This is a genomic window from Ruegeria sp. YKSF57 (genome assembly GCF_059612585.1).
In genome coordinates, this window is record NZ_JBXWQW010000055.1 from 1 (window position 1) to 24,632 (window position 24,632).

At 56.7% G+C, this 24,632-nt stretch carries 23 protein-coding genes and 1 tRNA gene; 5 read left to right on the top strand and 19 right to left on the bottom strand.

The window, feature by feature from the left end; genetic code table 11:
- Positions 1 to 2,731, top strand: a 2,731-nt coding sequence (locus AC2FLX_RS18740; protein WP_496875496.1) for a S8 family serine peptidase, incomplete at its 5' end; no start/stop codon positions are given.
- An 82-nt stretch (positions 2,732 to 2,813) separates the two neighbouring features.
- On the opposite strand, the gene AC2FLX_RS18745 is transcribed toward AC2FLX_RS18740, so the two are convergent.
- From AC2FLX_RS18745 to AC2FLX_RS18755, 3 genes are all read right to left on the bottom strand, one after another.
- The gene (locus tag AC2FLX_RS18745; RefSeq protein ID WP_496810083.1) at positions 2,814 to 3,101 is read right to left on the bottom strand and encodes an SDR family NAD(P)-dependent oxidoreductase; all 288 of its coding nucleotides are present in this window, start codon (positions 3,099 to 3,101) and stop codon (positions 2,814 to 2,816) included.
- A gap of 420 nt (positions 3,102 to 3,521) precedes the next feature.
- On the bottom strand, positions 3,522 to 4,061 hold the full coding sequence (locus AC2FLX_RS18750; protein WP_496810084.1) for a luciferase domain-containing protein: 540 nt from the start codon (positions 4,059 to 4,061) through the stop codon (positions 3,522 to 3,524).
- Between the two features lie 66 nt (positions 4,062 to 4,127).
- Entirely contained in the window at positions 4,128 to 5,036 is a 909-nt protein-coding gene (locus AC2FLX_RS18755) for an MBL fold metallo-hydrolase (RefSeq protein ID WP_496810085.1), read from the bottom strand.
- A 146-nt stretch (positions 5,037 to 5,182) separates the two neighbouring features.
- Here AC2FLX_RS18755 and AC2FLX_RS18760 point away from each other — a divergent pair, with 146 nt between their 5' ends.
- The gene (locus tag AC2FLX_RS18760) at positions 5,183 to 5,773 is read left to right on the top strand and encodes a TetR/AcrR family transcriptional regulator (RefSeq protein ID WP_496810086.1); all 591 of its coding nucleotides are present in this window, start codon (positions 5,183 to 5,185) and stop codon (positions 5,771 to 5,773) included.
- Between the two features lie 210 nt (positions 5,774 to 5,983).
- On the opposite strand, the gene AC2FLX_RS18765 is transcribed toward AC2FLX_RS18760, so the two are convergent.
- The 5 genes from AC2FLX_RS18765 to AC2FLX_RS18785 all read right to left on the bottom strand — a co-directional run bounded on the left by AC2FLX_RS18765 (position 5,984) and on the right by AC2FLX_RS18785 (position 10,652).
- The gene (locus AC2FLX_RS18765; RefSeq protein ID WP_496810087.1) at positions 5,984 to 6,616 is read right to left on the bottom strand and encodes a tyrosine-type recombinase/integrase; all 633 of its coding nucleotides are present in this window, start codon (positions 6,614 to 6,616) and stop codon (positions 5,984 to 5,986) included.
- 145 nt (positions 6,617 to 6,761) lie between these two features.
- A complete protein-coding gene (locus AC2FLX_RS18770) occupies positions 6,762 to 7,973 on the bottom strand; it encodes a flavin-containing monooxygenase (RefSeq protein ID WP_480748571.1) in 1,212 nt (403 codons plus the stop codon).
- A 254-nt stretch (positions 7,974 to 8,227) separates the two neighbouring features.
- On the bottom strand, positions 8,228 to 8,821 hold the full coding sequence (locus AC2FLX_RS18775; protein ID WP_496810088.1) for a DUF5681 domain-containing protein: 594 nt from the start codon (positions 8,819 to 8,821) through the stop codon (positions 8,228 to 8,230).
- A complete protein-coding gene (locus AC2FLX_RS18780) occupies positions 8,818 to 9,387 on the bottom strand; it encodes a DUF5681 domain-containing protein (RefSeq protein ID WP_496810089.1) in 570 nt (189 codons plus the stop codon). The genes AC2FLX_RS18775 and AC2FLX_RS18780 overlap by 4 nt, the downstream gene beginning before the upstream one ends.
- A complete protein-coding gene (locus tag AC2FLX_RS18785; RefSeq protein ID WP_496810090.1) occupies positions 9,384 to 10,652 on the bottom strand; it encodes a site-specific DNA-methyltransferase in 1,269 nt (422 codons plus the stop codon). Before AC2FLX_RS18785 ends, AC2FLX_RS18780 begins: the two co-directional genes overlap by 4 nt.
- 135 nt (positions 10,653 to 10,787) lie before the next feature.
- On the opposite strand from AC2FLX_RS18785, the gene AC2FLX_RS18790 reads away from it, so the two are divergent.
- Both AC2FLX_RS18790 and AC2FLX_RS18795 read left to right on the top strand, forming a co-directional pair.
- The gene (locus AC2FLX_RS18790) at positions 10,788 to 11,210 is read left to right on the top strand and encodes a DUF2924 domain-containing protein (RefSeq protein ID WP_496810091.1); all 423 of its coding nucleotides are present in this window, start codon (positions 10,788 to 10,790) and stop codon (positions 11,208 to 11,210) included.
- Positions 11,207 to 12,814: a recombinase family protein gene (locus tag AC2FLX_RS18795; protein WP_496810092.1), complete on the top strand. Its 1,608-nt coding sequence runs from the start codon at positions 11,207 to 11,209 to the stop codon at positions 12,812 to 12,814. Before AC2FLX_RS18790 ends, AC2FLX_RS18795 begins: the two co-directional genes overlap by 4 nt.
- 417 nt (positions 12,815 to 13,231) lie before the next feature.
- Here AC2FLX_RS18795 and AC2FLX_RS18800 read toward each other — a convergent pair.
- From AC2FLX_RS18800 to pyrH, 11 genes are all read right to left on the bottom strand, one after another.
- A tRNA-Ser gene (locus AC2FLX_RS18800) sits at positions 13,232 to 13,321 on the bottom strand.
- 55 nt (positions 13,322 to 13,376) lie between these two features.
- On the bottom strand, positions 13,377 to 14,099 hold the full coding sequence (locus AC2FLX_RS18805) for an alanyl-tRNA editing protein (protein WP_496810093.1): 723 nt from the start codon (positions 14,097 to 14,099) through the stop codon (positions 13,377 to 13,379).
- Positions 14,089 to 16,527 carry a DUF3772 domain-containing protein gene (locus AC2FLX_RS18810; protein ID WP_496746560.1) on the bottom strand — a complete coding sequence of 813 codons (2,439 nt, stop codon included), beginning with the start codon at positions 16,525 to 16,527 and terminating at the stop codon, positions 14,089 to 14,091. The genes AC2FLX_RS18805 and AC2FLX_RS18810 overlap by 11 nt, the downstream gene beginning before the upstream one ends.
- Positions 16,527 to 17,561: a cysteine synthase A gene (locus AC2FLX_RS18815; protein WP_480750566.1), complete on the bottom strand. Its 1,035-nt coding sequence runs from the start codon at positions 17,559 to 17,561 to the stop codon at positions 16,527 to 16,529. The genes AC2FLX_RS18810 and AC2FLX_RS18815 overlap by 1 nt, the downstream gene beginning before the upstream one ends.
- 79 nt (positions 17,562 to 17,640) lie before the next feature.
- Entirely contained in the window at positions 17,641 to 18,762 is a 1,122-nt protein-coding gene (locus AC2FLX_RS18820; RefSeq protein ID WP_496810094.1) for an NUDIX domain-containing protein, read from the bottom strand.
- Positions 18,763 to 18,793: 31 nt separating this feature from the next.
- A complete protein-coding gene (locus AC2FLX_RS18825; RefSeq protein ID WP_480750564.1) occupies positions 18,794 to 19,234 on the bottom strand; it encodes a TrgA family protein in 441 nt (146 codons plus the stop codon).
- Between the two features lie 15 nt (positions 19,235 to 19,249).
- Positions 19,250 to 20,458, bottom strand: a complete 1,209-nt coding sequence (locus AC2FLX_RS18830) for a class I SAM-dependent methyltransferase (protein WP_496810095.1) — start codon at positions 20,456 to 20,458, stop codon at positions 19,250 to 19,252.
- Positions 20,459 to 20,699: 241 nt separating this feature from the next.
- Positions 20,700 to 21,926, bottom strand: coding sequence for an aminotransferase class V-fold PLP-dependent enzyme (locus tag AC2FLX_RS18835; RefSeq protein ID WP_496810096.1), 1,227 nt, complete (start codon positions 21,924 to 21,926; stop codon positions 20,700 to 20,702).
- A 260-nt stretch (positions 21,927 to 22,186) separates the two neighbouring features.
- A complete protein-coding gene (locus tag AC2FLX_RS18840; RefSeq protein ID WP_496810097.1) occupies positions 22,187 to 22,408 on the bottom strand; it encodes a BCCT family transporter in 222 nt (73 codons plus the stop codon).
- 107 nt (positions 22,409 to 22,515) lie between these two features.
- Entirely contained in the window at positions 22,516 to 22,662 is a 147-nt protein-coding gene (locus AC2FLX_RS18845; protein ID WP_496746551.1) for a BCCT family transporter, read from the bottom strand.
- Positions 22,663 to 22,866: 204 nt separating this feature from the next.
- Positions 22,867 to 23,616 (bottom strand): UMP kinase, encoded by a 750-nt coding sequence (gene pyrH, locus AC2FLX_RS18850; RefSeq protein ID WP_480750561.1) that lies wholly within the window; start codon positions 23,614 to 23,616, stop codon positions 22,867 to 22,869.
- A gap of 98 nt (positions 23,617 to 23,714) precedes the next feature.
- Between pyrH and miaA the strand changes: the two genes are divergently transcribed.
- Complete coding sequence (gene miaA / locus AC2FLX_RS18855; protein ID WP_496810098.1) at positions 23,715 to 24,608, top strand: tRNA (adenosine(37)-N6)-dimethylallyltransferase MiaA; 894 nt, start codon at positions 23,715 to 23,717, stop codon at positions 24,606 to 24,608.
- The last annotated feature ends 24 nt before the right edge of the window (positions 24,609 to 24,632 follow it).

Consider the following 24,632-nt stretch of genomic DNA (forward strand, 5'->3'; position numbering starts at 1 on the left):
CGGCAACCGGTTCGACGGGGTCACGGATGCCGACGGCGTGGTCAGCTTCACCTTTCAAGGCACCGGTAGCGACCTCGCGTTCAGCTTCGAGGGCTACGACATCGATACCACCGGCGAGGTCGAGCTGTGGCTGAACGGCACACTTGTCGGCCCGCTCGCGGCTGGCGGCAACAACAGCTTCGCCCAGTACGACTATCTGTTTTCCGCCGACCAGCTGGTCTCGGGCGAGAATATCGTCAGCATCCGGCAGGCCGAGGACCCGGGTTTTATCTGGGGTGTCAAGAACCTGCTGCTCGAAAAGGCACTGATTGATCAGGCTGCGGCCACGCTAGAAATCGGAGTGAGCGAAAGTACATCTTACGGCAACCGCTTCAACGGATCGTTCGATACAGACCGATCTCAAATCGCGACGTTCTTTGGAACTGCGGGCGCGCTGGAATTGATGTTGACCGGCTTCGACATCGATAACAATGGAGAGGTCGAAGTCCTTGTAAACGGTGTGTCCATCGGTTTTCTAGATGCTGGAGTGGCGGATGATCTAAGCATTCACAAGTTCACCATTCCTGCTGCAGTTCAGGTAGTCGGAAACAATACCATAGAATTTCGTCAGGCTGGCAATGCCGACGCGACCTGGGGGGTCACCGACATCAGGCTCGATACTGCGCCCGATAGCTTCACACCAACAGACGCCGATTACGTGGAACAGTGGCACCTTTTCAAAATGGGGCGGCTGAACGAAATCTGGGCCGATTACACTGGGGCGGGCGTAACAGTAGGCATCTATGACAATGGCGTGCAATTCTCGCACCACGATCTCGACGATAATTACGACACGAGTTTGCACGCCTTTTCGGAAGGCAGCGAACTGGACCCAAGCTTGGGCTCGGCCAACCATGGTACGGCCGTGGCCGGAATCATTGCCGCGGAGGCAAATGGCGTAGGCACCGTCGGCGTGGCCTTCGGCTCCACCATTGCCGGGGTTAACATGATCGACGGTCCGGCCGGAGCAGGTTCTGCAGATCTGACCGCCTACATCGACGCGATGGATCATCTTGTCGCATTCGACGTGGTCAATCATTCCTGGGGTAATACGCCCGGGTTTGAGCAATCGACACAAACCCTCGAGCTTTTCGCAGTAACTGTCGAAAAATTCGAACGCGCGGTTGAACTGGGCCGCGGCGGCCTTGGCACAAACCTGGTCAAATCTGCGGGGAATGATGGTGCGAACTCGGCAGGCGACATGATCGACAGTTCGCGCACCTCGATCACAGTCGGCGCGATAAACGAGGCAGGTGCCTCCGCGTCCTATTCAAACTACGGAGCCAATTTGCTAATCTCCGGGCCTTCCAACGACGGTTTTTTTTCGCCCTTCGGCATTAAGACGACAGACCTTCTGGACGCAGACGGTTATACAGCCGAAGACTATACTGGTTCAGATGCAGGGACCGGATTCGGCGGCACCTCCGCCGCGGCACCGATGGTGTCGGGCGTCATTGCCCTGATGTTAGATGCGGCACCTGGTCTTGGGTGGCGCGACGTGCAGAACATCCTCGCCTACTCGGCATCGCATACCGGTGCTGGCTTCAACGAAGAACCCAGCCCGTTCGACGGACTTGGCCTGAATGGCGACTGGATGTTCAATGCCGCGAACAACTGGAACGGTGGCGGACTGCATTTCAACATCGATTACGGGTTCGGCGCACTAGATGCGTTTTCGGCAGTGCGTATGGCGGAAGTCTGGCATCTTTTCGGCGATGCTCAAACTTCTGCCAACGAATTGAGCCAGGCAGCCGGATCAGATGTCGATGTAGCGGTGGCCGGGGCTGAAACCCAAACCGTGACATTCCTTGCCAACGCTATGATGGTCGAAGCTGCAGAAATCGAGCTTTCGTTGACCGACGCATCGGTAGAAGTATTCCTCGTGTCTGCGGAGGGCACCCGCGTCCGGCTTTTGGACGATGCCGAAGCAAGCGGTGCGCTGGCCAAGTGGACTTTTGGTGCGCAGGCCTTCCGGGGCGAACAAGCGGCAGGCAACTGGTCACTGGAATTTGTTGGTACCGGCTCGGCTACTACAGTTTCGGACTGGCAGATAACACTGTATGGCGAAGTCGAGGACAGCGACAACGTCTATCACTACACCGACGATATCCTTGCGGACTTCATCGGCGACGGTGCCAGCAATTTCTCTACGATTTCCGACGATCCCAAACGGCTATTTCTTACCGACGCCGGTGGTACTGACTGGTTGAACTTCGCGGCGATGAGTTACAACCTCGACATGTCGCTCGAGGCCGGAGCTTCGGCGAAAATCGGCAGCAAGACAATCATGACGATTGATGCCGACACCGTCATCGAGAACGCAGTAGCTGGTGACCGGAACGATACGGTTTTGGGCAACGGCGCAAATAACGAGATTCATGGTATGCGCGGCAATGATCGCCTAGCGGGTGGCGGTGGCTCCGACAAACTGTTTGGAGGTGATGGTGAAGACGTGTTCGTTTTTGCCATTGGTGACACCAACGATTGGATCGGCGATTTCGAAACTGGCAGCGACCGGGTTGAACTATGGGACTTTGGTATCACTTCGTTTGACGAGCTTTCGATCTTTGATGATGTCGGCAACAACGCAATTATCGACTTCGGCGGTGGCGATACTTTAGCGTTCTCCGGGATTGCTTCAAGTGATCTTATGGCCGCGCATTTCTCCTTCGAGAACACACTCTTCGCGTAGAAGGAGTTTGCTTGGAGCCGCGTTCATTGGCGCAAATCCCGAGGAAAGTGTACCAGTTCATTGCGGCCAGTGGTCCTTACGATCAGACACGCACCTTACCCGCATTGTTGAATGCCCCATTGACCGCACCGTATGTCTCCAGCGCCAGTGTCACCAGGGCCTTCGAGTAAGCCTCATCGGTGACATCGCCCGCCAGACAGACTGCTTGCCCGTTGCTTTGCGTTATCTGCCCGACCAGCTGGTCCAGTTCCGCCTGCCGCCGCGCACCGAGGATGACATTGGCGCCTTCGGCGGCAAAGAGCAGCGCCGCCGCCGCCCCGATGCCACTGCTTGCGCCGGTCACGATGACGGTCTTGTTCTTGAGCTCCATGATCTTGCCTTTCCACGTTCTTACATGACCATGGGTCTATCGGGCCGTCGGCATTCCAATCGACCCGTTTCCTGCTACTGGCGCGGGTGGGGGGTTCAATACGCAAGAAACGGGTCGGGAGGTGCAGCGGGCCGGGCAGGTGCGAGATGATGGCGGGCGACATGCTCGGGTGCCTGCGGTGCGATCTGACCGCGGCTTTCTTGCTTCGCCTTAAGCGGCTGGGTCAGACGTCAAGGCCCGGTGCGGCAAATGGCAGCTGTGTCCGCCTTGCAGTCGCTCAAAGGCCCAAAATGCTGCGTTCTGCACGAATGGTGGCTTTCGGGAAGCCAAGCGGTGAATTTTGGGCACGGCCGAATGTCGGGTATGGGCCGCTCTGAGCGAAGCGCGGCCGTCGGGAGGATGAGAGCTGTTTCGCGAGGATCACTCTTCGGCAGTGCCAAACGTGACGAAGCGATAGGATTGTTCGACAAGCTGAATGACCACTTTCAGCTCGTCCTGTGTGGTTGGAGTATAGATCATGACGAAGCCTTCCCACCCTTCACGCTGATCCGCCCGGGGATGCGCGACGGCCCAACCCTTCTGAATTGCTTCTTGGGCCAGTTCCGGGCTGAGCGAAGCATGCAGGCTCCCGTCCGGATGCAGATGCGCAAACTCGCGTCCGCCGACTATGACATCCGGGCGGGCAGTTTCGTGATCTTCGTTTAACTGGAAACCCACGGCACCGGGCAGCGAGACACGTGTCGGCCCAAGAGTAACGCCCGGCAGTTCGCCCACCCGTCGCAACAGTTCCTCCGACAATTCAGGCACCGCCTGAACGCCAATCTGGACATGCGGAACACCGTTCGTCGTATCCGGAATCGGAGTCTCGCGGTTGGGCAAGTCAGCGGCGAGGACGCCGGTAAGGGGTACGATAGTCATGGCAAGCGCAAGGATCGCGCTTCTCGATTGGCGAAGTGACATTTCCTCATCCTTTCATGTCCGGTGCGCTTCCGGCCGAAACCGGAAGCGGTCAATGGGAGTCTGGCGTCAGCCTTCCGGAACCCATGGATAGGGACCCATCCAGATATCCAGCATGATCCGCCACGCGTTCATCTCGAGCCACTCGTCGTAGTGATCCCAGTGCGCATACTGCGGAAGCTCGATCGACCCCGGGATTTGGTCAGCCGGCGTGCCATTCTGAAAGCCAGCAAAGATGGCCCCTCGAACATCCTGGATGAACTGGCGCTCTTCCTGAACGTGCGTTTTGGTGCATCCCAGCGGAGCTTCTTCGGCGGGCAGCGCTGTGTGGGAGCAGACGGCGACTTCAAAGTCCAACTCAAGAATGTCACCCAAGGTGCGCTCCCACTCCCGGATGTTGAAATCGGGCATGATGTTGAAGCCCACGCGGTTGGGGGTCACGAGATCGGCGATATAGGCGACGCGCTTGTCCGGAACGACAAAGACGGTCATGCCCAAGCCGTGGTTCAGTCCAAGATAATGGTGCTCAACCACGCTCCCGCCAATCTCGATGTCGTGCCGATCACCCTCCCAGACGATATCCGGGGGCGCTGTATCCTGTCCCGGGTTTGCTTCCAACCATTCAGCAGCCAGCCGATGCATGACAGTTTCGGCGCCAGCATCCTGAAACACCTTGCCCCCGCTGGCGTGATCCCAGTGATTGTGAGTGTGCAGCGCAAACTTGACTGGCTGATCGGTTACATCGCGGATAGCGGCCAGCAGCATCTCACTATGTGGCGAGTTCACGGTTTCGAATGCGACGACACCTTCATCGGTGACCATGAACATGGAATGGTATCCGTTCCCGCCGCCGAAGCTGTAAACGTCCGGTGCGATTTCTTGGGTGTAGCTGAGCGGTTCTTCAGCTTGCGCCAGTCCCGTGACCCAAAGGACGGCCAGCGCTGACATGGCTGCGGTCCTCAAGTGCGAAAGTCTCATGGTTCTTCCTCCAAATGGTCTTGTGGGGCGGCTTGCTGCCACTCCGCAAATCTCCCTATAGTACAAGGTGTACTACAGTGCAACAGATTGTACCGTAACGAGACATGATGCTTCCAATAGGCGCGAACTGCAGTACAAAGAGTGCCATGAACAGACCCGACCCAAGACTTGACGCAACGCGCACACTGGCAACCGAGGCAGCTCTGCAGCTTCTTCAAGACCAGGGAATGCTCGCGGTGACCCATGCCGCCATCAGCAATTCGACAGGGATTTCGCGCAGCACGCTGTACCGCCATTGGCCAAAGCTCGAAGACTTGCGGAATGCGACCATCGCGCGCGCTGCAACCACGAAAGGCGGTACTGGCGGCACCCGGGAAACGGCCCCGGATGGGCCGCTAGATGCCGATCTCCAGTGGATTCTCGGCCACCTGATGACGGCCCTAAACGATACGCCATGGGGGAAGATCGCCCCGCACGTCATCGCGGCCGCGGCGACCGAGCCCCAGACGCGCGCTCTACTGGGCAAGTGGATCGCAGATCGCAGCCAAGACGTTAGATCCGTTTTCGAGGCTGCCATTGCACGCGGAGAAATTGGCGCTGATGCGCCTGTTTCTCAGATGGTCGAACTCGCAATCGCAGTCCCCTATTTTCGGAAGTTTGTCGCCGGATCAGAGCTTGATTCCGATTGGCTGGATGCGCACGTCGCTCTGATTTGCGAAATGGCGGTTGTAGGATAACAAGTCTCAGAGGACTTCTCGTCACGGCGTGTTCGCAAAGCGGACGAGAAGGCTAGCAATAATGTGGTCTGTCTTGTCCGCGAGCAGCCGATGTGCGGAACTTGTGACCCGCACATTCGGGGAATATCCGGAATGCCGGATGCGACCGCAGCTTCTCATCTTCTTGCTGGATGCCGGCTCTGGGCCGCCTTCAAGGGCGACCCGAAGATGCTAGATTTCAATGGCCTCGGCTATCGCAAGCGCATCCTCTAGCTCGACGCCCAGGTATCTGACCGTGCTGTCCATCTTCGTGTGTCCAAGCAGCAACTGAACCGCCCGCAAGTTGCCAGTTTTCTTATATATCTGGGTTACCTTGGTTCGCCTCATCGAATGCGTGCCATATGCGCTTTCCTCCAGACCGATTGACGTGACCCAATCGCGGACGATCCGCGCATACTGGCGTGTCGAGATATGCAGGCGTTCGTGGAAGCGGCCAGGCCAAAGGTACTCGGAGCCAACCATGAGCTCGTCTTCTATCCACTTCCCTACTGAGGCGCGGGTCCCTTCGGAAATTTCAAAGCGCACCGGTTTCTGAGTTTTGCTTTGCAGGACAGAGGCACGTTCTTTGATCTGCCCCGAGGCCATCACGTCGACGACTTTCATCTTCACGAGATCACAGCCGCGCAGCTTGCTGTCGATCGCCATGTTGAAGAGTGCGAGGTCGCGGTAGTTTTCTGCCAATTCAAGTCGGACACGGATTGCCCAGACATGCTTTGGTTTCAGCGGCCGTTTCTGACCGACGATGCGGCCTTTGTTCCAAGCAGGGCGAAGCGCGCGAATGGCTGGTAAGTTTGGTGTTTCCATGACTGATCCTCCGATCCGCCATGCCCTCCACAACGACAACCCGACGTTGACTAGGCCAGCATATCACGAGATGCTGCACTGTTTCCGAGGTCCGCAACGAGCCCATTCAAGACATTCGTTGCTGTTCTAATATCAGGTACTGGACTCAGCGACTGGCAATCTGTGCGGCAACAATTTCGGCATCGTCGCCAACGCCGCACAGCAAAGCAGATCTTCGTGTGCGCATGAAATGCAGCCCGACAAAAAATAGGCCGGGTACGGCGGTGCTCGCCCCTTCCCTCTGGACAGGAAAACCTGCCTCGTCAAACGCATCGGACCAAGGCAGCCAGGAACTGTAGTCCGGGCGGAAGCCACCTGTGAAAATGACGCTTCCGAAAGGTTTTAGATCGATAGACGCCTCGCCCATCTCTTCGAAAGGTTCAGGATCAGGCAGATCAGGAAATTCCAGATCGTTTTCATCCGCAAATTTTTGGAAATGGTCGCGCAACTGCATGTATCGCGCATCGCCCCAATTCACGCTTTCGGCTAGATCTGGAGAGAAACGCGCAAAGCCATTCTCAGCGCCCCGGAAACGGCCGGCCAGCCTTATGCCCTTATCCGCAAGAGTCCGGAAATGCAGATCGTGGCCACCACCGTGCCCTGACGCTTGAATATTGGCAAACAACCTCGCTTCTGGCGGAAGTGTGGTCGCGTCGACATCCAGAAATCCCGATTCAATGAGCCACCACATGATGTCCTTACCGCCGATTCGACGAACTCCCCACGGCGCACGCCCGCAGGCCAGGACCACATTTCGCCCGGCATCGAAAATCTCTTCCGCCAATTGACAGCCAGTCTGCCCGCTTCCGATGATCAAAACGTCCCCGTCCGGCAATGCGGAAACCCTGGTGAAGCCCGTGCTGTCTATTACATTCAGATGGTCAGGGAGCGTTTCGCTGCCCGGCGGATAGAACGGACGTTGATACGCACCAGTTGAAACGACAAGGTTCCTGGCGCGAAATTCGCTCTTCCCGTCAATGTCGAGTTCAAAACCTCCATTTTCGTCCGACCGCACAGCGGTAACATTGGCACCGGTCCTTGCAGGACAGTTGAACGAAGCTGCATAACGCTCCAGATAAGAAACGATTTCGTCGCGCGGCATGAACCCGTCTGGGTCGTCACCATCGTAGGGGAAGCCGGGAAGCTGAACAGACCAATTGGGCGTAACCAGACAGAAGTTCTCCCAGCGATTTGCCCAACCGGCGCCGATCCGGTCCTTTTCCAACACGATATGATCGACGCCGACTCTGCCGAGTTCAAAGCTAGCCGCCAGTCCCGCCTGACCGGCCCCCACAACAATCGTGTCTACGAAACTCATCGTGCATGCCCTCCCCATTTACTCAATAAGTTAACATTGCTTGGCGTTTTCTGTCACGCTTGCCGGAAAAGGTTTCTCAAGTGTCTGCTTAGTCCGCATCTGAGGCGTTCATGCAAAGTGCAGCGAAGGTCCGGTTGGTGCCCCGCTTACGGTCATGGTTTTATCGGAGCACTAATTTAGCTTCCGGGTCTGGGCCTTGTAGAGGTCAATGTTTGGAAGCAGAGATCGTATCCAAGGCAAGGTGAAGAACGGTCTTATTTGTTCTCGTTCTCCCAGGGTCTTACGGCCCACCAGTCCGGCCAGCGGACCTTGTGTGGAATTCGGGTACAGCTGACGACGACCTGCTGATCCTCCAGGGTCAACCGCCGTGCCCCGAGGCGCGAGAGCGCTGCGTCTACAAGCCAGGGTTCGATCATCATGCGCGCCGTCTCGCGGTAGGGATCAAGCTTTTTGGCCATGCGCAACGCCTCCAATGCACCGTTGACGTTACCCGGCGCCACCGCGACATATGTGATTTCCGATATGGCGTCAGTGTCGTCCTCGTCGCATTTCAGTTTCTGAAGGGCGGCCAGAAGATCGCGCGTGGCCGGGGCATTGCCCTCGAGACCGCGTTTCGTCAGCTGTTGCAGAAAAGCCTCCGCCGCCGTCACCTGGCGCCTCTGCCCGTCTTCCCGGATCGTTACGTTTTGCCCCAGGACGGCCTCGTAGGGCGGTTTCAGGTGACGGCCCTTGGGGCGACCGGCCGGATTGCCGCTCTGACCTTTTTGAAAGCGCGTCGATCGGGGCGGCTGGCCAAAGCCCGCGGCATCACCGTCCTTCGGGCCGCGTTTATCATCGGCCCAGGTCATTCGCGGCTGCCCTTCGGCCAGGTAATCTCGTCAGGCTCACACGTGGACCGCTTGATTTCTGCAACCTCCCTGTCTGTGAGCCGCTCTCTGCCACGGCGCCTCTTGAGAGCCGCATTGACTGCCCAAAGCTCCAGCAACTGGCGTGGATAGTACTCGTCAGTGTCATCGAATTGAGTATCCCGCGTCACGATCCCGAGGAGCTCGAGCGCTTCCTTGGCATTGTCCGGATCCGGCGAATGTCGCACCTTGATCGGAGTCGTCTTGCGGGATCGATCCCGCTTTTCCAACCAGGTTTCGCTTTCCAGTATCCATTTCAGGACCTGCCTCTCGGCAAGCCGCTTGCCCGAAAGCGCATCCTGCAAGGTCTTGTGCTGAAGCGCCTCCTTGACACTGACCTGTTGCACCTCGCCGTTGCGATGGATCGTCAGTTCCCGATCCACTATCACATCGAACACCGAGGCCAACCGCTCTTTCGGTTTCTTCGGGCGGCCATGCCGGTTGCCACTGCTCCCTTTTGCGAAGCGTCCATTGCTGTCACGGTCCGGAGAGGATCGTCTGGACGTCATGGGCTTTCGCGCTCCGGCTCCCGCCCGGTCAGCGCCGACCACCGGTCGAGCGCCACATCGACATAACCCGGGTCGATGTCGACCCCGCGGAACCTGCGCTCGGTACGTTCGCACGCAATCAGCGTGGTGCCCGAGCCCAGAAAGATGTCGAGCACCAGATCGCCATGCCGCGTCACATCGCGGATCGCGTCAGCCACCAGTCCCGTCGGTTTCACCGTCGGATGCAGCGCCAGATCCTCCCGGCGGCTGCCCCTGAACGAGTTGACCGACGCATAGTCCCAGACATTGGTCCGGTTGCGGCCATGCTTGCCAAGTTCGACCAAGTTCAGATGCGCCGCATCCCCTACCCGGTAGACAAAGATCAGCTCGTGCCTTGAGCGGTAAAGTGAGCCCATGCCCGCGTTCGACTTGTTCCAGATACAAAGGTTCAGTCTAGCGCCATAGATGCCCTGCCCGACCGCTGCCACATCATCCATGTGCCGCCAGTCCATGCAGACAAAGTGGACCGCCCCGTCGCGCGAGACACGCGCCGCGGCGCCGAGCGTTTCCCCGAGGAAGCTGCGAAACGCCGCCTCATCCATCTCCCCCGAGGCCATGGCAATCTCGCGATGGCGGCCCTTGGTATTGGCGTGCCCGCCGATTTTCACGTTGTAGGGAGGATCGAGGAACGCCGCGTCGGCCCGCTCACCCTGCCCCATTACCCGCTCCAGGAAAGCTGTATCACGGCTGTCGCCGCATCCGATCCGGTGCGTGCCCAGGATCCAGATATCCCCGGGTCTCGTGCGAGGGGTTTTCGGGACCGCGGGGATCATCTCGTCGTCAGGATCGCCCGGACCATCAAGGATGACGTCAATCTCGCCGGTGGAAAACCCGGTCAGCGTCGGATCGATGTCCAAATCGATCGATGACAGCGCGGCCAGTTCAGCCTGCAGGATTTCCACGTCCCAGCCTGCATTGAGCGCGATCTTGTTGTCCGCGAGCCGCAACACCCGCTTCTGCGCCTCCGAAAGCCCGGCCAGCGTGATCACCGGCACGTCGGTTGCTCCGAGCCCTGTGGCGGCCAGATACCGGCCATGGCCGGCGATCATCACACCCTGCTCATCGACAAGGATCGGATTGGAAAAGCCGAACTCCCGCATCGATGCCTTCAATTGTTCGATCTGGCGTTTGGGATGCGTGCGCGCGTTGTTTGGATCGGGTGTCAGATCACCGATCGCCCGGTAGCGCACTTCGAGCGCGCGTTCAGATTTTTCTGGCATATTCATGGAAACCTCCATGGCAGGGCCGGGATTACATCATATGGTATCCTGAGGTACGCCACCAGACCTATATTGTGGACTGGACTAACGGCCCGACATGAGCGTCAGTGGCAAGGACATGATTGCTAAGGAGACCCGCCCATGGCCGAGACACGCAACACCGACCTCGACGGCTTGCTTAAAGACCTTGACGGCGCCGATCTCGAGGCGCTGCGTCGCCTCTGGTCGCCACGCTTCGGCCCACCCCCGAAGCTGCGTTCCCCCGACCTGCTGCGCCTGTTGATCGCCTGGCGTCTGCAGTCGCAGGCCCTTGGTGGTCTTGACCGGATCACGCAACGCAAACTGCAAGGCCGCGGCGCTACTGTGCCGGAAGGAAAACAGCTGGGTGTCGGCGCCCTCCTGTGCCGAGACTGGCAAGGCCAGCAGATCAAGGTCCGCGTCGAGCACGAGGGGTTCCGCTGGCTGGATCAGCTCTATCCCTCTCTCTCGGCCGTCGCGTACGCCGCCACCGGCACCCGCTGGAACGGCCCGCGTTTCTTTGGCCTGCGCAAGGATCCGTCATGAGTCGGCGGCGTCAGCGTTGCGCGATCTACACGCGCAAAAGCTCCGAGGATGGGCTGGAGCAATCCTTCAACTCGCTCGATGCGCAGCGCGAAGCCTGTGCCGCCTATATCGCCAGTCAGGCCGGCGAAGGCTGGATCGCCCTGGCAACCCGATATGATGACGGCGGCACCTCTGGTGGTACAATGGAACGCCCGGCCCTGAAGCGTCTGCTGACCGACATCGCCGCCGGCAAGATCGATACCGTGGTGGTCTACAAGATCGACCGCCTCACCCGATCACTCGCGGATTTTGTCCGCATGGTCGAGATCTTCGAACAACATGAGGCCAGCTTCGTCTCCGTCACCCAGGCCTTCAGCACCACCTCCAGCATGGGGCGGCTGACACTGAACGTTCTCCTTTCCTTCGCCCAGTTCGAACGCGAAGTCACCGGCGAGCGCATCCGCGACAAGATTGCCGCCTCCAAGAAGAAAGGCATGTGGATGGGCGGCACCCTGCCCCTGGGCTATGATGCCCCACTCCCCGGCACACACAGATTGCGTGTCAATGATGTCGAGGCCGAGACGGTGCGCGATATTTTCCGCCGCTATCTCGAACTCGGGTCGGTCCATGTACTGGAACGCACGTTGACCGCAGAGGGAACCGTCTCAAAGACCCGGATTACCGCCACGGGGAAGCATCTGGGTGGACGCCCGTACAGCCGCGGTGCGCTGTTCCATTTGCTGCGTAACCGGATCTATCTGTGCGAGATCCCACACCGGGACACCTTCTGGCCCGGGCTACATGACGCAATCATGGAACCGGATCTGTTCGACGCCGTGCAGTCCCGGCTCGATGCAAACCGACAGCGGCAGAGCACGGCCGGGCGTGTTGCGGCCTCGCCACTGGCGGGCCGCATTTTCGATGCGAATGGACATCCGATGTCGCCCACCTTCGCTTACGGCAAGTCGAAACGCCTGTATCGCTACTATGTCTCAGCGCCACTTCAACAGGGTCAAAAGCGATGTCGGGACGATGCGGTTCCGCGCCGCCTTTCCGCCGACAGGCTCGAGCGCTACCTGACGGCCGTTCTGAAGCAGCTCTTTCCGGGCCGGCCCGAGCAGCCCCTCAATCTGATTGCCCGTCTCGAGGTTCATGCGGCCATTCTCGATCTGACCCTGCCGGTCGCACACCTGAGGCAGGTACGGCAGCATCTCGAGAAAAACCAACAAGCCGAAGCCGATCCCGCCGCCCCCGATTGGATGCATCTCACCTTGCCAACCGGGCCGCTCAGCCACACCGCACAAACCAAGATCGAGGCTGGCAGCCGCAACGCACCCCGCCCCGATCCAACCCTGATCCGCGCCCTGCGGGATGCCCATGCAATGCTGGACCGGGATATGTCTGGAGCACCGATCCTCGAGGCTGCCCCGCCCACGCCACATCGCCGCCGCCTCATCCGTCTGGCTTTTCTTGCCCCTGATCTGCAAAAGGCAATTCTCGAGGGCCGGCAGTCAAAAGAAATGACCCTCGCCCGGCTTATGAAGCACGGCATCCCACATGCCTGGACCGATCAGCACCACCTGTTTGGCTCCCCGCTGGCACCCGAAGCGCATTCCGCACCCTGACAATGGACAACCACATGCACCCGGCATGGACCTGAAACCACCTGTTATTGCCACTAATTCACCTGTTATCGCCACTAAATCACCTGTTATCGCCACTAATTCACCTGTTATTGCGCTTTAACAGGAAAGTGGATTTAACCCATCGCAAGCCCATGTAATCACACGATAGTTTCCAAGGCGGCAGCCGCCAATCCTCGGTTTCGACCTGTTACTAGCCTCAAAAAAGCAAAATTTCCCTGTTCCTGACCAAACTCACCCGGCCTCCCGGCAGGCAAAGACCGGCGCGCAAACACGCCCCAAAACAGCCCGGAGAACCGGCGCATAAACTCAAGAAGAACAGGAAACGGCGGCAAATACCACGCCGTTTCAGAGGCTTGGAAAGCGCGCAGGCAAACAGAGAATTGTTCGGGGTCTGGGTGGCGGAGAGACAGGGATTCGAACCCTGGAGACGGTTTCCCGCCTACACACTTTCCAGGCGTGCGCCTTCGACCACTCGGCCACCTCTCCATGCCGGGGTTATTTGGACGATTGGATTGGAATTTGCAAGGGTAGATTCCAGTGTTTATTCATCAAGATGCAAGTAGACACGCCGGTTCCGTTTGCCTTTTTTCTCTATCTTTCCCAGCCTGATACGCCCGATTTCGGCAGTTCGAGCCACATGGGTGCCACCACAGGGCTGCAGATCGATCTGCTGGTCTCCCTGACCGATTCTAACCAGTCTGATCTTCCCGGCTCCTCTGGGGGGAGAAACGGACATCGTTTTGACCAAACCAGGATTGGCATCCAGTTCCTGATCCGTGATCCAATCCTCGGTTACTGGCAGATCTCTGTCGATCAGCGACTGCAACATACATTCGAGCGCTTCCTTGTTCTGCGGCGCCTCCGGCATATCGAAATCCAGTCGCCCCTTTTGGGCCGCGATCGCCCCTCCGGACACATCCAGAGGAATCACTACAGACAAAAGATGTAGTGCGGTGTGAACCCGCATGTGGCCAAAACGTCGTTCCCAGTCCAATTCCTGCCGGACCTCAGCCCCAACCGGCGGTAATGGGCTGACGTCCGTCGGCACCAAAACGATACTGTCACCCTCGCCTTTGACAGTTGTTCGGATATCTGCAGATTCAGCGCCCCAGATCAGACGCCCCGCATCTCCTGGTTGACCACCGCACGTTGCATAGAACAGACTTCGATCAAGTGTAATTCCTCCTGTCTCGGTCAAACCAGTTACGTGAGCAGTGGCCCGACGCATATAGGCGTCCTGGCGGAATAAGAGTTCAGTGTTCATCACCCTCCCCCGCCTCCATGTCGACCTCTGTCATTTGAGCTGGTTTGGTCTGGGCCGTCCCCTTGGCCGGTTCAGTTTCGTCCCTGGTCGGATCAGGCGAAGGGCTATCCCGGTGTTGCAAGACTTCCGGATTGCGCAGCCAGACATCGCGCTGCGCAAACGGGATTTCGATGCCTTCTTCCGCAAAGCGCCGGTTTATTTCGTGATTCATGTCGGATTTCACCGACAACATCCAATTCACGTCACGCAAAATCGCGCGAATTTCGAAATCCAGCGAGTCCGCACCGAACCTCTGAAACACGACGCTGGGTGCAGGGTTGGCCAGAACCATTGGGTGCGCATTGGCGATTTCGCCAAGAATTTTTTCAACTTTGCGAGTATCTGTCCCGTAGGCAACGCCAACCGGAACGATGACGCGCCCAACTGTGTTTCCACGCGTATAGTTTGTGACAACTCCACTGATCAGATCCGAATTCGGGACTATCACATCGGAACGATCAAAAGTTTCAATCCGCGTTGAGCGAACGGAGATGTCACGCACATACCCCATCATTCCATTGACATCGATCCAGTCGCCTTTGGAAATAGGGCGTTCGACCAGAAGAATGATGCCAGAAACAAAATTCGAGACAATCGTCTGAAGCCCGAAGCCAATACCAACGGACAACGCACCGGCAACAATTGCCAGATTGGACAGATCGAAACCCGCAACAGTAATCGCCACCAGGGCGGCCAGAAAGATTCCGACATACCCCGTTCCGGCGACAATGGCGTTCTGGCCTCCCGGATCAATCTTGGTTTTGGGCAGAAGGGAGTTCCGCAACCCGCCCTGCAGCAGTCGTGTCAGACCGAACCCGATTGCGAATATAGCGATGAATGTCAGGAAGTTTTTGGGTGAGATCGTGATACCACCGATGTCCAATCCCAACAGCATGCGAGACCAAAGTTCTCGCAGATCGGCTTCGCGGGCACCCCAGTACAGCGCAAGGATCGGAAGCGCCATGATCGACAGGAAAAACCCTATTAGCACTGTAAAGAGCGAATCCTTCGCAGAATCGCCTTGCCCGCTTATCCACCCGTATACGCTTCCCATAAAGCGTTGAAGAATAACGAATGCCGCGATCAAAGCTAATGTCTTTACCGCAGGAAACACGATCCCTTCAGCGGCATTGGAATAGCCCAAGGCCGCTAGAATTGGTGAGGCAATACCAAGCAGGAACAGACCGCGACGCAAGGTTTCTATCAATTGGCTGAAGCCAGCGGCGCGTACCGATGTTTTTACACCCTCGTCATTGTCGAGTACTTCGCTCTGGCGAATCTGCCGCATCCGCAACAAAACCAGAGAGGTCGCCACAATGGCTGGAAAACCGGCGACAGCGCGTGTGGCATCAGAAATGTTTTCGATCTGTTCGAAGAGATTCACTAGATCATGCAGAACCAGCAAAACGGCCAGAAGCCCAATATGCACCCGAAGTTCGCTAATCTGCGCCGCTGAAAGTCTTTGGAAATGATTGGACGATCCCATCAGGAAAATTTGGCGTCCGATCCAGTCGAAATAGAGGATTGCTGCTGCCCAGTATGGAACTTTTTCAAGTAAAAGTGTGCCACGCAGCCCCATGATTCCACTCAATGACACAGCTGTGGTCAAACACAAAACACCCGCCCATGGCAAAAAGATACGAAAAAGCGATACTACAAACGTCCAAACACCTGAGCCGCTTCCGCCGAGAGAGCGCAGATAGGCACCAAACCTTTCGACCCACCGTTTACCGCGCCATAAAAGAACAAACGCGATGAGAACAAGAATTACAATGGCCGGCGCGCGCTCCTGAAACCGTTCACGCGCGACATCGGTCCTGATATTGGTAAGGATTTCGTTGACCAGAGCATGCGACGCCTTGCTGATATCGGCCCAGGCACTCGGCCAGTATTTCGGATTTAACGGCGACGGGCCGCGAGACAGCAGTTCTTTGGTTTGTCTCTCGCGAATAATGCGGTCAATCTCGTTGATTAGCCCGTTTGCGCGATTGTAAGCCTCTTCTGAAATGATCCTCGGAACACGTAACTTGTCTAGTTGATTTTCCAAGTGGGTGCGCAGCCGCGCAATATCTGGTGGTTCTTCAGACCCGTCTTCGGGTTTCGGACCAAGAGCCTTGATCTGGCTTTCAAGTGTATGAATCCGGTCTGTATTGGCGCTGCGGGCCTTATTGAACGCATCCCGGTAAGTACTGATTTCAGTCCGCAGGTTTTCCATCGCTGCGTTCGAAGCCCGGTCGGCCTTAACAACGCCTTCCGCACGATCCGCCGTCTTGACCCACCCACGATAGTATTCGGACTGAGTTTCCGACAGCTGCGCTTCGGCCAGACTGAACAAGCCAAACGCCAGAATTGCAATTGCCCCGAACAGATTCCGGCCTAGCCAGGACATCACACGTCCTCAAACACACCCGGAATACTGCGGGGCGCTTCAGTCATCCAATCAGGAACCGGCAACTCCTTTTCACGCAAGAATTCCGGATTGAACAGTTTCGATTGATAGCGGGTTCCATAGTCGCACAAAACGGTCACAATCGTATTGCCCGGCCCCATGTCTTTTGCCATGCGGACAGCACCCGCGATGTTGATCGCTGTCGACCCACCCATCACCAGCCCCTCTTCGCGCAACAGATCGAAGATGTATGGCAACGCCTCGGCATCCGGCACCTGATAGGTAAAATCGGGTTTGAACCCTTCGAGATTCCGCGTGATCCGAACCTGGCCGATACCTTCGGCGATGGACCCCCCCTCCATCGCCAATTCGCCGGTGGTATAATAACTGTAGAGTGCTGCACCCATCGGATCTGCAAGACCGATCTTGACGCCCTTTGGTTGCAACGCCTCTGCCACGCCGGCCAGCGTTCCACCCGATCCCACGGCACAGATGAATCCGTCAACCTTGCCGTCGGTTTGCTCCCATATTTCAGGGCCCGTTGTTTCCACATGCGCCTGACGGTTGGCTAGGTTGTCAAACTGGTTGGCCCAGATCGCACCATTGGGTTCAGTTTTGTTAAGCTCCTCTGCTAGACGCCTGGAATAGTGCACAAAGTTGTTGGGGTTGCGATAGGGTGCGGCGGGCACCTGCACCAACTGCGCGCCGGCCAGTCGCAACATATCCTTTTTTTCTTCCGACTGGGTCTCGGGAATAACAATCACTGTCCTGAATCCCATCGACGCTCCGACCAAAGCCAGCCCGATGCCAGTATTGCCCGCCGTTCCCTCGACGATCGTGCCACCGGGTTTCAGATCTCCGCGCGCGATGGCATCACGTATGATGAACAATGCGGCGCGGTCCTTGACCGACTGACCGGGGTTCATGAACTCGGCCTTGCCGAGAACTTCGCAGCCCGTTTCCTCGCTGACGCGGCGCAGCCGGATCAATGGTGTTTTTCCGACGGCATCCGCCAGGTCGCGTGCAATGCGCATAGGTCCCTCTTTCGGTCAGTTTGGAGAACAGATGTAGCGTTGCCCCCGCGCAATCTCAAGCGGTCTGAAATGACCTCTGCTAATTCACTTCACGCAATCTCTCTCGGTTTCGAAACAACCAATGCGCCAATGTCAAAAGCTGCAAATTCTTAACTCGGTGGCTATCGACCATTTCGATTAGTTCCTTAAATGGCAGAATGCGGCTTCTGATATCCTCACCTTCCGAGGCCAGACCACCATTGTCTGCGGTCTTTGTCAGGTCGGTTAATCCTACAAACAAATGTGCGTACTCGGTTGACGATCCGGTTGAGGAATAGGCGCCCCCCGCATATTCGAGACGATCCAAAGCGACGTGAGCCTCCTCCAGCGCCTCGCGGAGTGCAGTTTCCTCGGGCGTCTCTCCAGGGTCAATCATGCCCGCAACGGGCTCCCATACCCAGGGTTCCGGATCGCCAATCATGTAGACAGGTGCACGGAATTGCTCAATTAGCAGCACCGTATCCCGGATCGGATCGTAGGGCAAAACAACCGCAGCTTGCCCTGTCATCAGGGAGTTTCGACTGATTACCGGTCCCAAGGTGCCATCGTGCTGCCGGTGCTGAAGCAGAACCTCTTGCATGCCAAAATACTCGAAATACGGGTAGTTCCGTCGATGCAGAACTACATCCCGACTGACATCCCGCAGATCACCCGTGCGTCGTTTCTTCGCGGCCACTTGCGCCCAGGCCCGCATTCGGATTGCACCAAAATTCCTGTCGATCTCCTCGGAGGTTGCACGACCAAAATAGGCCATCACCTCCTCTGCCGCATATAAGGTCATTTCTCCCCATTGATCCACCCATTGCTGCAACGACCAACGATTTCCACGCGACCAGCGACCTGGTTCAGGAAAAAAGATCTGGGCATTCTGCTGCGAGCCGTTGGGTAGCCGCAAATTGCGGGATTCCAGATCATAGGCAAAGCCGCCCTCGTAGAAAACCAGGCGCTGAATGTCTTCTTCTGACAACCCCCGAACCAACACTCCCTCAGCCTGTGCCTCTGGCTCCTCAATAATGACGGGAAAGACTTGGTCTTTTACTTCGTATACCGCGTGACCTCCCAGTGACGCAGGTGTTAAATCAATGGTTGCCAAGTCCCGCCCCAGCACACGTTCTAGCAATGGCGCAAAGCGAAGCGTTCCGTAAAAAAACAGTTCAGTCACAGATTCGAGCTTTCAGTGGTTTTGACCGCGTTTACCGCCAGCGCTTCCAGGCCGCCTCAGTAAGCACTCCAGACAATACACCGCCAATCAGCAACGTCCAGATGATATGCGGCACGAGCAATTGCTGCCCGAATTCGACTCCTAGTGTAAAGATCGCTAATACAGCTTCGAACGGGCCGTCAAAACGGTGCCGCATGGCCAGCCTGAACATTTCGTTGGTTCCCTGAACGAACAGTCCCCAGAACACCAGCGCGGCCATTCCTGTCAGACCATTGTTGATAGCCCAGGTGGCGCCGCGGCCCGCGCGCCGACCCATGATGACCCAACCACAAATGATCCCCAAGCCAATATTCACGTAGGTGAACTTCCCGAAATTAGTGCCTTCTGGAGCTTGATCAATGATCTGTCCGGACACGATAAAAGCGAGCACGGCCAGACAAAGGGCTGCGACGAGACGAGAAGCTGTGGGCATGAGCGGTATCCGGCTTTAGTTCGGTCTGGCAACTGTGATCTGTGTCACATCGCAAATGCCGGTGTCAAAGGCTGCGCCGCAAGAGGTGAGATAAAAATTCCACATGCGGCGAAAACGCTCATCAAACCCCATGGCGGAAATCTGATCCCACCTGTCATTGAAGGTCTCGTACCAGCGGCGAAGGGTCAAATCATAGCTTTTGCCGAATTCCTTTGACCGCACAAAACACAACCCCGCCCCGTCAATTTGTTGGCGAAGGACGGCAGGGGCGGGCAACATTCCACCGGGAAAAATGTATTTCTGAATGAAATCGATGCTGTTCCTATAAATTTCCCAACGTTTGTCCGCGACGGTTATGATCTGCAACGTGGCCGATCCTCCGGGTTTCAGACAATCGCGCAACGCATTGAAATAAACCGGCCAGTACTTTTGCCCTACCGCCTCGAACATTTCGATTGATGCAATACCGTCATACGAACCCTTCTCGTCCCGATAATCCTGCATCTTAAAATCAACGAGATCGGAAAGACCAGCATGCTCAATACGTTTCGATGCATAGCTGAACTGCTCTTCACTAATTGTCAGCCCGGTCACACGCAACCCACGCTCCTTGGCTGCGTATTCCGCGAACCCCCCCCATCCACAGCCAATTTCCAGAATATGATCGCCAGGTTTGGCCCCCATTTCATCGACCAGACTGGCATATTTGGCCGTCTGCGCTTTTTCCAGACTTTCCTGCCCGGTTTCGAAAATCGCACTGGAATACGTCATCGTTTCATCAAGCCAGAGGCTGTAGAAATCATTGCCCAGATCATAATGGTACGAGATGTTCTTTCTCGCCTGCTGCTTGTGATTGCGTTGCAGCCAGAACCGAAATTGCTCATAGGCCCGCGCCAGGAAATGACCGGGAAACCCGTCATAAACAGTTTCATTGTCGAGATTGACCAGATCCATGAATGATCTCAGATCAGGCGTGCTCCATTCTTCATCAAGATAGGCGTCCGAAAAACCAAGATCGCCCTCGCGTATCAGTCGCGCAAACACATCTGGATGATGAATGTCGATCCGGGCGACTGGCCCCGGTTTCGTTCCTTCGGCCCGAAACACGCGCCCATCTGGCAATCCAATGTCCAACCGGCCGGCTTTCATGCCATCCAGCATTTTCATGACTTGAGTGAAGTATCGCGGCAGGTTTTCCTGCCCTTCAGTCGATGTCAGGACCATCCGCTCTCCCCGCTGCGAAGTGCTAACAGGCTAGAAGGAGATTGGATTTCTGGCAAGATTTGTCTTTTCTACTTTTTTTAACCTCAAACGGAGAGTGGATGAGTGTGGATTTATCCTTCTAATAGCCAACAGAACGACTGAATCAGCAGGAAGTTTTCGCGCGGTGGCTGTGGAGCTGAAAGCTGATCCGTGCGCGCTTCATATCTTACGATTTGCCGAAACGCGCGGCAGCGGAACGCCATCACAAAACGCGATCCAAAGCTTCCAGCAACCGGTCGATTTCGTTCTTAGACGTATAGTGCGTGAAGCTTAGCCTTAAGACACCAGTATCCGGATCAATGTTCATTGCCTGAAGCGGGCGGACCGCGTAAAAATCACCACTACCTGCCATTATGTTGAGCTTGGCAAGCCCTTCAGCTGCCGCGTGTACCGAACTGTTCAGTGCTATTGCGACGGTTGGCGCGCGCCGCTCCGCCGCGTCGGGCCCGATCAGGCGAACTGCATTTCGATTTTTTACTGCATCCAAAAGCGGCTGCAACAACGCAATCTCGTGACCCCGCATCAGGTCATGAACATACGCCCCCCGGTCAGCCGCGTTCGAGGTAGGGCCTCCGTGATGATCGCACAGCAGATCGACATAATCTGCCATGCCAGCGCTGGCTGCAATCTGCGCATGATCCGGCCCTGCCGGAGTAAACCGTTTGTACAGAACGTCGGCGTTGAAAAAATGCGCCTGGTTGGGCAGTAACTCGCCCAGCCTTCGACGGATCACCATGCAACCTTGATGCGGCCCATAGGTCTTGTAAGCCGAGAACAGATAGATGTCGGGGCCAAGCTCTCCGATATTGGCAAAACCGTGAGGCGCATAGGAAACGCCATCGACGCATACGTAAGCCCCGGCGGCGTGGCAAACCGCGGTGATATCGGCCACAGGATTGATCTCACCCACCACGTTCGAACAATGCGGAAAACACACCAAACGAACTTTTGAATCCAGAAGCCTTTCCAGGTCCTCAAGGGCGAGCGATCCCGAATCCGGATCGATCCGCCATTCCCTGATCTCGATGCCATCATCCGCAAGCCGCCGCCACGGGCCTGAGTTGGCCTCATGATCTTGGTTTGTTACCACAATCGCATCACCTGGATTCATCCACTGACGGAACGCCTGCGCCAGCACATAGGTGTTTTGCGTAGTCGACGGGCCAAAGCTCAACTCATCAGTCTCAACCCCCAACAGAGCCGCCATCCGCGTCCGGGCCTCGTCCATTTCAGCCCCGGCAAGGCGGCTTGCCTCGTATGGACCATAGGGCTGGACCTTGCGTTGAGTGTAATACCGCGTCAACCGGTCGATCACAGGTTTACATGTATAAGACCCGCCTGCATTCTCGAAGAACGCCTGCCCCTCAAGGCTCGGTTCGGAAAATGCGGGAAACTGGGCTCTGACGAATTCGATATCCAGAGTGCTCATTGCAAATGTTCTCCTCAATCATGTTCCACGTCTCGCAGATTTGCCCGCACATGATTTCGGACAACTCCGACAACATGGCAGGTCTTCCAGCCGAGCTGTGGCCCCTATGTTTGAGTTGAGGGAACACTAGCAGTCTTTCGGACAAAATTCGTGGTCCGAAAGACGGTGATAGCTAGCCCGTAACATCGATGCAGGTCAAGCGCCCAAGCCGCAAAAGCCCCGGCGAATTGCCGGAGCTTTCAGAGGATATCAACGAATGATCAAAGTTCGTGCTTTTCTCGGATCAAACCGATGAAGATGGACAGGCACATCAAAACCAAAACGATGGCAAGCGGAAAGCGGGTCGCAATAGCGACCGCTTCCAATGCCCCCAATCCGCCGTCCAACAGCAGAACAACAGCGATTACCCCTTCTAGAATACACCAGAAAACCCGTTGTGTAGTTGGCGCGTCGGTCTCGCCCGCTGTGAACGTGTCGATCACCTATGAACCCGAGTCAGACGAGGTGGCAAAGAAGATGACCACCAAAATGATACCCGCGAAGGACAAAAACCCGGTTAGCGGGAAAGCTTCGAACATCTTGAACTTTTTCAGCTCCAAAGCCGCATCATTCTAGTGCCTGTCCGGTTCCCGACACCACCTGATCCAAGGCCGAAAATGGTCGCGAATACCGCCAGTACGTCGACGATGTGTCCCAGCGGACCCCAGGTCGCCTCTCCGAACAACGGATAAAACACCGAACGCGTTGTCAGCGGCAGCCAGTGATTTAAGCTAAGAAGCTAAAAAACTAATGCCAGCGCAACAACCGCATTGATCGCCCACGTGTGCAGTTCCAAATGGAAGATTGTGGCGGCCATCGCCAAGTTTTTCGCGGGCAGTCATGCAACAAAATGAACCAAAACCAATACTATCCCGGCTCACAGCTTGCTGATTGGTGCAGATCAGCCCTGAACCCGGGTATAGGTCCCCTCACCCGCCAGAATACCCCGGAATCCACCAGGTTCGTCCAGCGAAAAGACGATGATCGGCAAACTGTTGTCCCGAGCTAGCGCAATGGCCGATGCGTCCATTACTCCCAATCGCTTAGCCAGCACATCGTCATAACTCACGGTGTCGTACCGCTTGGCATCGTCAAACTTGGCTGGGTCCTTGTCGTAGACTCCGTCAACCTTGGTACCTTTGAAAATGGCTTCGCAACTCATCTCGCTCGCACGCAGCGTTGCGGCGGTATCTGTGGTGAAGTAGGGGTTTCCAGTTCCGGCAGCAAAGATGCAAACCCGCTTTTTCTCCAGGTGGCGCACCGCGCGGCGGCGGATATAAGGTTCACAGACCTGATCCATCGGAATGGCCGAAATGACCCGAGTGAACACACCCAGCCCTTCCAGTGCAGATTGCATGGCCAGCGCATTCATGACGGTGGCCAGCATGCCCATGTAATCCGCCGTCGTGCGTTCCATCCCCTGCGCCGAGCCGCTGAGGCCGCGAAAGATATTACCGCCGCCGATCACCATGCAGATTTCGACACCCAGATCGTGCACTGATTTCACTTCCTCGGCAATTCGCTGAACCGTCGGTGGATGCAGGCCGAATCCCTGGTCCCCCATCAGCGCCTCCCCCGAAATCTTGAGCATGACCCGCTTGAACTTGGTCTGCGTTTGCGGGGTAGTTGCTTGGATGTTGGAAGAGGTCATGTTGCGCTCCGCTGCGGCACCGGTTTATTTCCGGCGCAAAATGAAGCAAAAGCCGATCAGGTTCAATGCAACATCACAAGGAATGAGGCGTACAACAAATGGCGGCGGCATTTGCGGCAAAAATGTTCGAAAACCTGCCTGCGATTCCCGATGACAAACCGGTTCTCATCGCGGGTCCGACCGCGTCAGGAAAATCGGCCCTTGCGCTAGAAATCGCAAAGCGCCACGGCGGCGTGATCGTCAATGCGGATGCAAGCCAGGTTTATGATTGCTGGCGCGTCATCACCGCCCGTCCTTCAGCCGCAGAAGAGGCGCAAGCCCAGCATCGGCTTTATGGTCATGTGCCTTATGACGTCTCCTATTCCGCCGGCCACTGGTTGCGAGAGGTGATCCCCCTGCTTTCTGACGGCGCACGCCCGATTATCGTAGGGGGGACGGGGCTCTATTTTCTGGCGTTGACCGAAGGATTGGTTGATATCCCGGCCACTCCGCCCGAGATACGTGATATTGCGGACGCAATGAGTCTAACCCAGCTTTTGGCTGACCTCGACACAACGACCGCCAACCGAATCGACAGGCAAAACCGCATGCGTGTACAACGCGCCTGGGAGGTTTTGCAGGCCACGGGCCGTTCGCTGGCGGACTGGCAAAGCGAAACACCTGACCCGGTTTTGCCCCTCAGCGAATGTGTTCCGATCGTTTTTGATGTCAACAAAACCTGGCTGCAAAATCGTATCTTCCGACGATTTGACCAGATGCTGGATCAGGGCGCGCTTGATGAAGCTCGGGCCATGCAGGATCGTTACAATCCTGTGCTCCCTTCCTGTAAGGCCATCGGCGTACCGGAACTGATGGCATACCTGACCGGAGCACTGACGCTTGATCAAGCGCGGGAAAAAGCTGGAATATCGACGCGCCAGTTTGCCAAACGTCAGCGCACATGGTTCAGGGCACGTATGAATAACTGGTATCGTGTTGATTCGGCTCATTGAGTCCACAGGCCACTGAATCTTGCC

Bases quoted from the DNA above. Each gene is read 5' to 3' on its own strand.
- AC2FLX_RS18745 (WP_496810083.1), bottom strand. From the start codon at position 3,101: ATGGAGCTCAAGAACAAGACCGTCATCGTGACCGGCGCAAGCAGTGGC.
- AC2FLX_RS18750 (WP_496810084.1), bottom strand. From the start codon at position 4,061: ATGTCACTTCGCCAATCGAGAAGCGCGATCCTTGCGCTTGCCATGACT.
- AC2FLX_RS18755 (WP_496810085.1), bottom strand. From the start codon at position 5,036: ATGAGACTTTCGCACTTGAGGACCGCAGCCATGTCAGCGCTGGCCGTC.
- AC2FLX_RS18760 (WP_496810086.1), top strand. From the start codon at position 5,183: ATGAACAGACCCGACCCAAGACTTGACGCAACGCGCACACTGGCAACC.
- AC2FLX_RS18765 (WP_496810087.1), bottom strand. From the start codon at position 6,616: ATGGAAACACCAAACTTACCAGCCATTCGCGCGCTTCGCCCTGCTTGG.
- AC2FLX_RS18770 (WP_480748571.1), bottom strand. From the start codon at position 7,973: ATGAGTTTCGTAGACACGATTGTTGTGGGGGCCGGTCAGGCGGGACTG.
- AC2FLX_RS18775 (WP_496810088.1), bottom strand. From the start codon at position 8,821: ATGACCTGGGCCGATGATAAACGCGGCCCGAAGGACGGTGATGCCGCG.
- AC2FLX_RS18780 (WP_496810089.1), bottom strand. From the start codon at position 9,387: ATGACGTCCAGACGATCCTCTCCGGACCGTGACAGCAATGGACGCTTC.
- AC2FLX_RS18785 (WP_496810090.1), bottom strand. From the start codon at position 10,652: ATGAATATGCCAGAAAAATCTGAACGCGCGCTCGAAGTGCGCTACCGG.
- AC2FLX_RS18790 (WP_496810091.1), top strand. From the start codon at position 10,788: ATGGCCGAGACACGCAACACCGACCTCGACGGCTTGCTTAAAGACCTT.
- AC2FLX_RS18795 (WP_496810092.1), top strand. From the start codon at position 11,207: ATGAGTCGGCGGCGTCAGCGTTGCGCGATCTACACGCGCAAAAGCTCC.
- AC2FLX_RS18805 (WP_496810093.1), bottom strand. From the start codon at position 14,099: ATGAACACTGAACTCTTATTCCGCCAGGACGCCTATATGCGTCGGGCC.
- AC2FLX_RS18810 (WP_496746560.1), bottom strand. From the start codon at position 16,527: ATGTCCTGGCTAGGCCGGAATCTGTTCGGGGCAATTGCAATTCTGGCG.
- AC2FLX_RS18815 (WP_480750566.1), bottom strand. From the start codon at position 17,561: ATGCGCATTGCACGCGACCTGGCGGATGCCGTCGGAAAAACACCATTG.
- AC2FLX_RS18825 (WP_480750564.1), bottom strand. From the start codon at position 19,234: ATGCCCACAGCTTCTCGTCTCGTCGCAGCCCTTTGTCTGGCCGTGCTC.
- AC2FLX_RS18830 (WP_496810095.1), bottom strand. From the start codon at position 20,458: ATGGTCCTGACATCGACTGAAGGGCAGGAAAACCTGCCGCGATACTTC.
- AC2FLX_RS18835 (WP_496810096.1), bottom strand. From the start codon at position 21,926: ATGAGCACTCTGGATATCGAATTCGTCAGAGCCCAGTTTCCCGCATTT.
- pyrH (WP_480750561.1), bottom strand. From the start codon at position 23,616: ATGACCTCTTCCAACATCCAAGCAACTACCCCGCAAACGCAGACCAAG.
- miaA (WP_496810098.1), top strand. From the start codon at position 23,715: ATGGCGGCGGCATTTGCGGCAAAAATGTTCGAAAACCTGCCTGCGATT.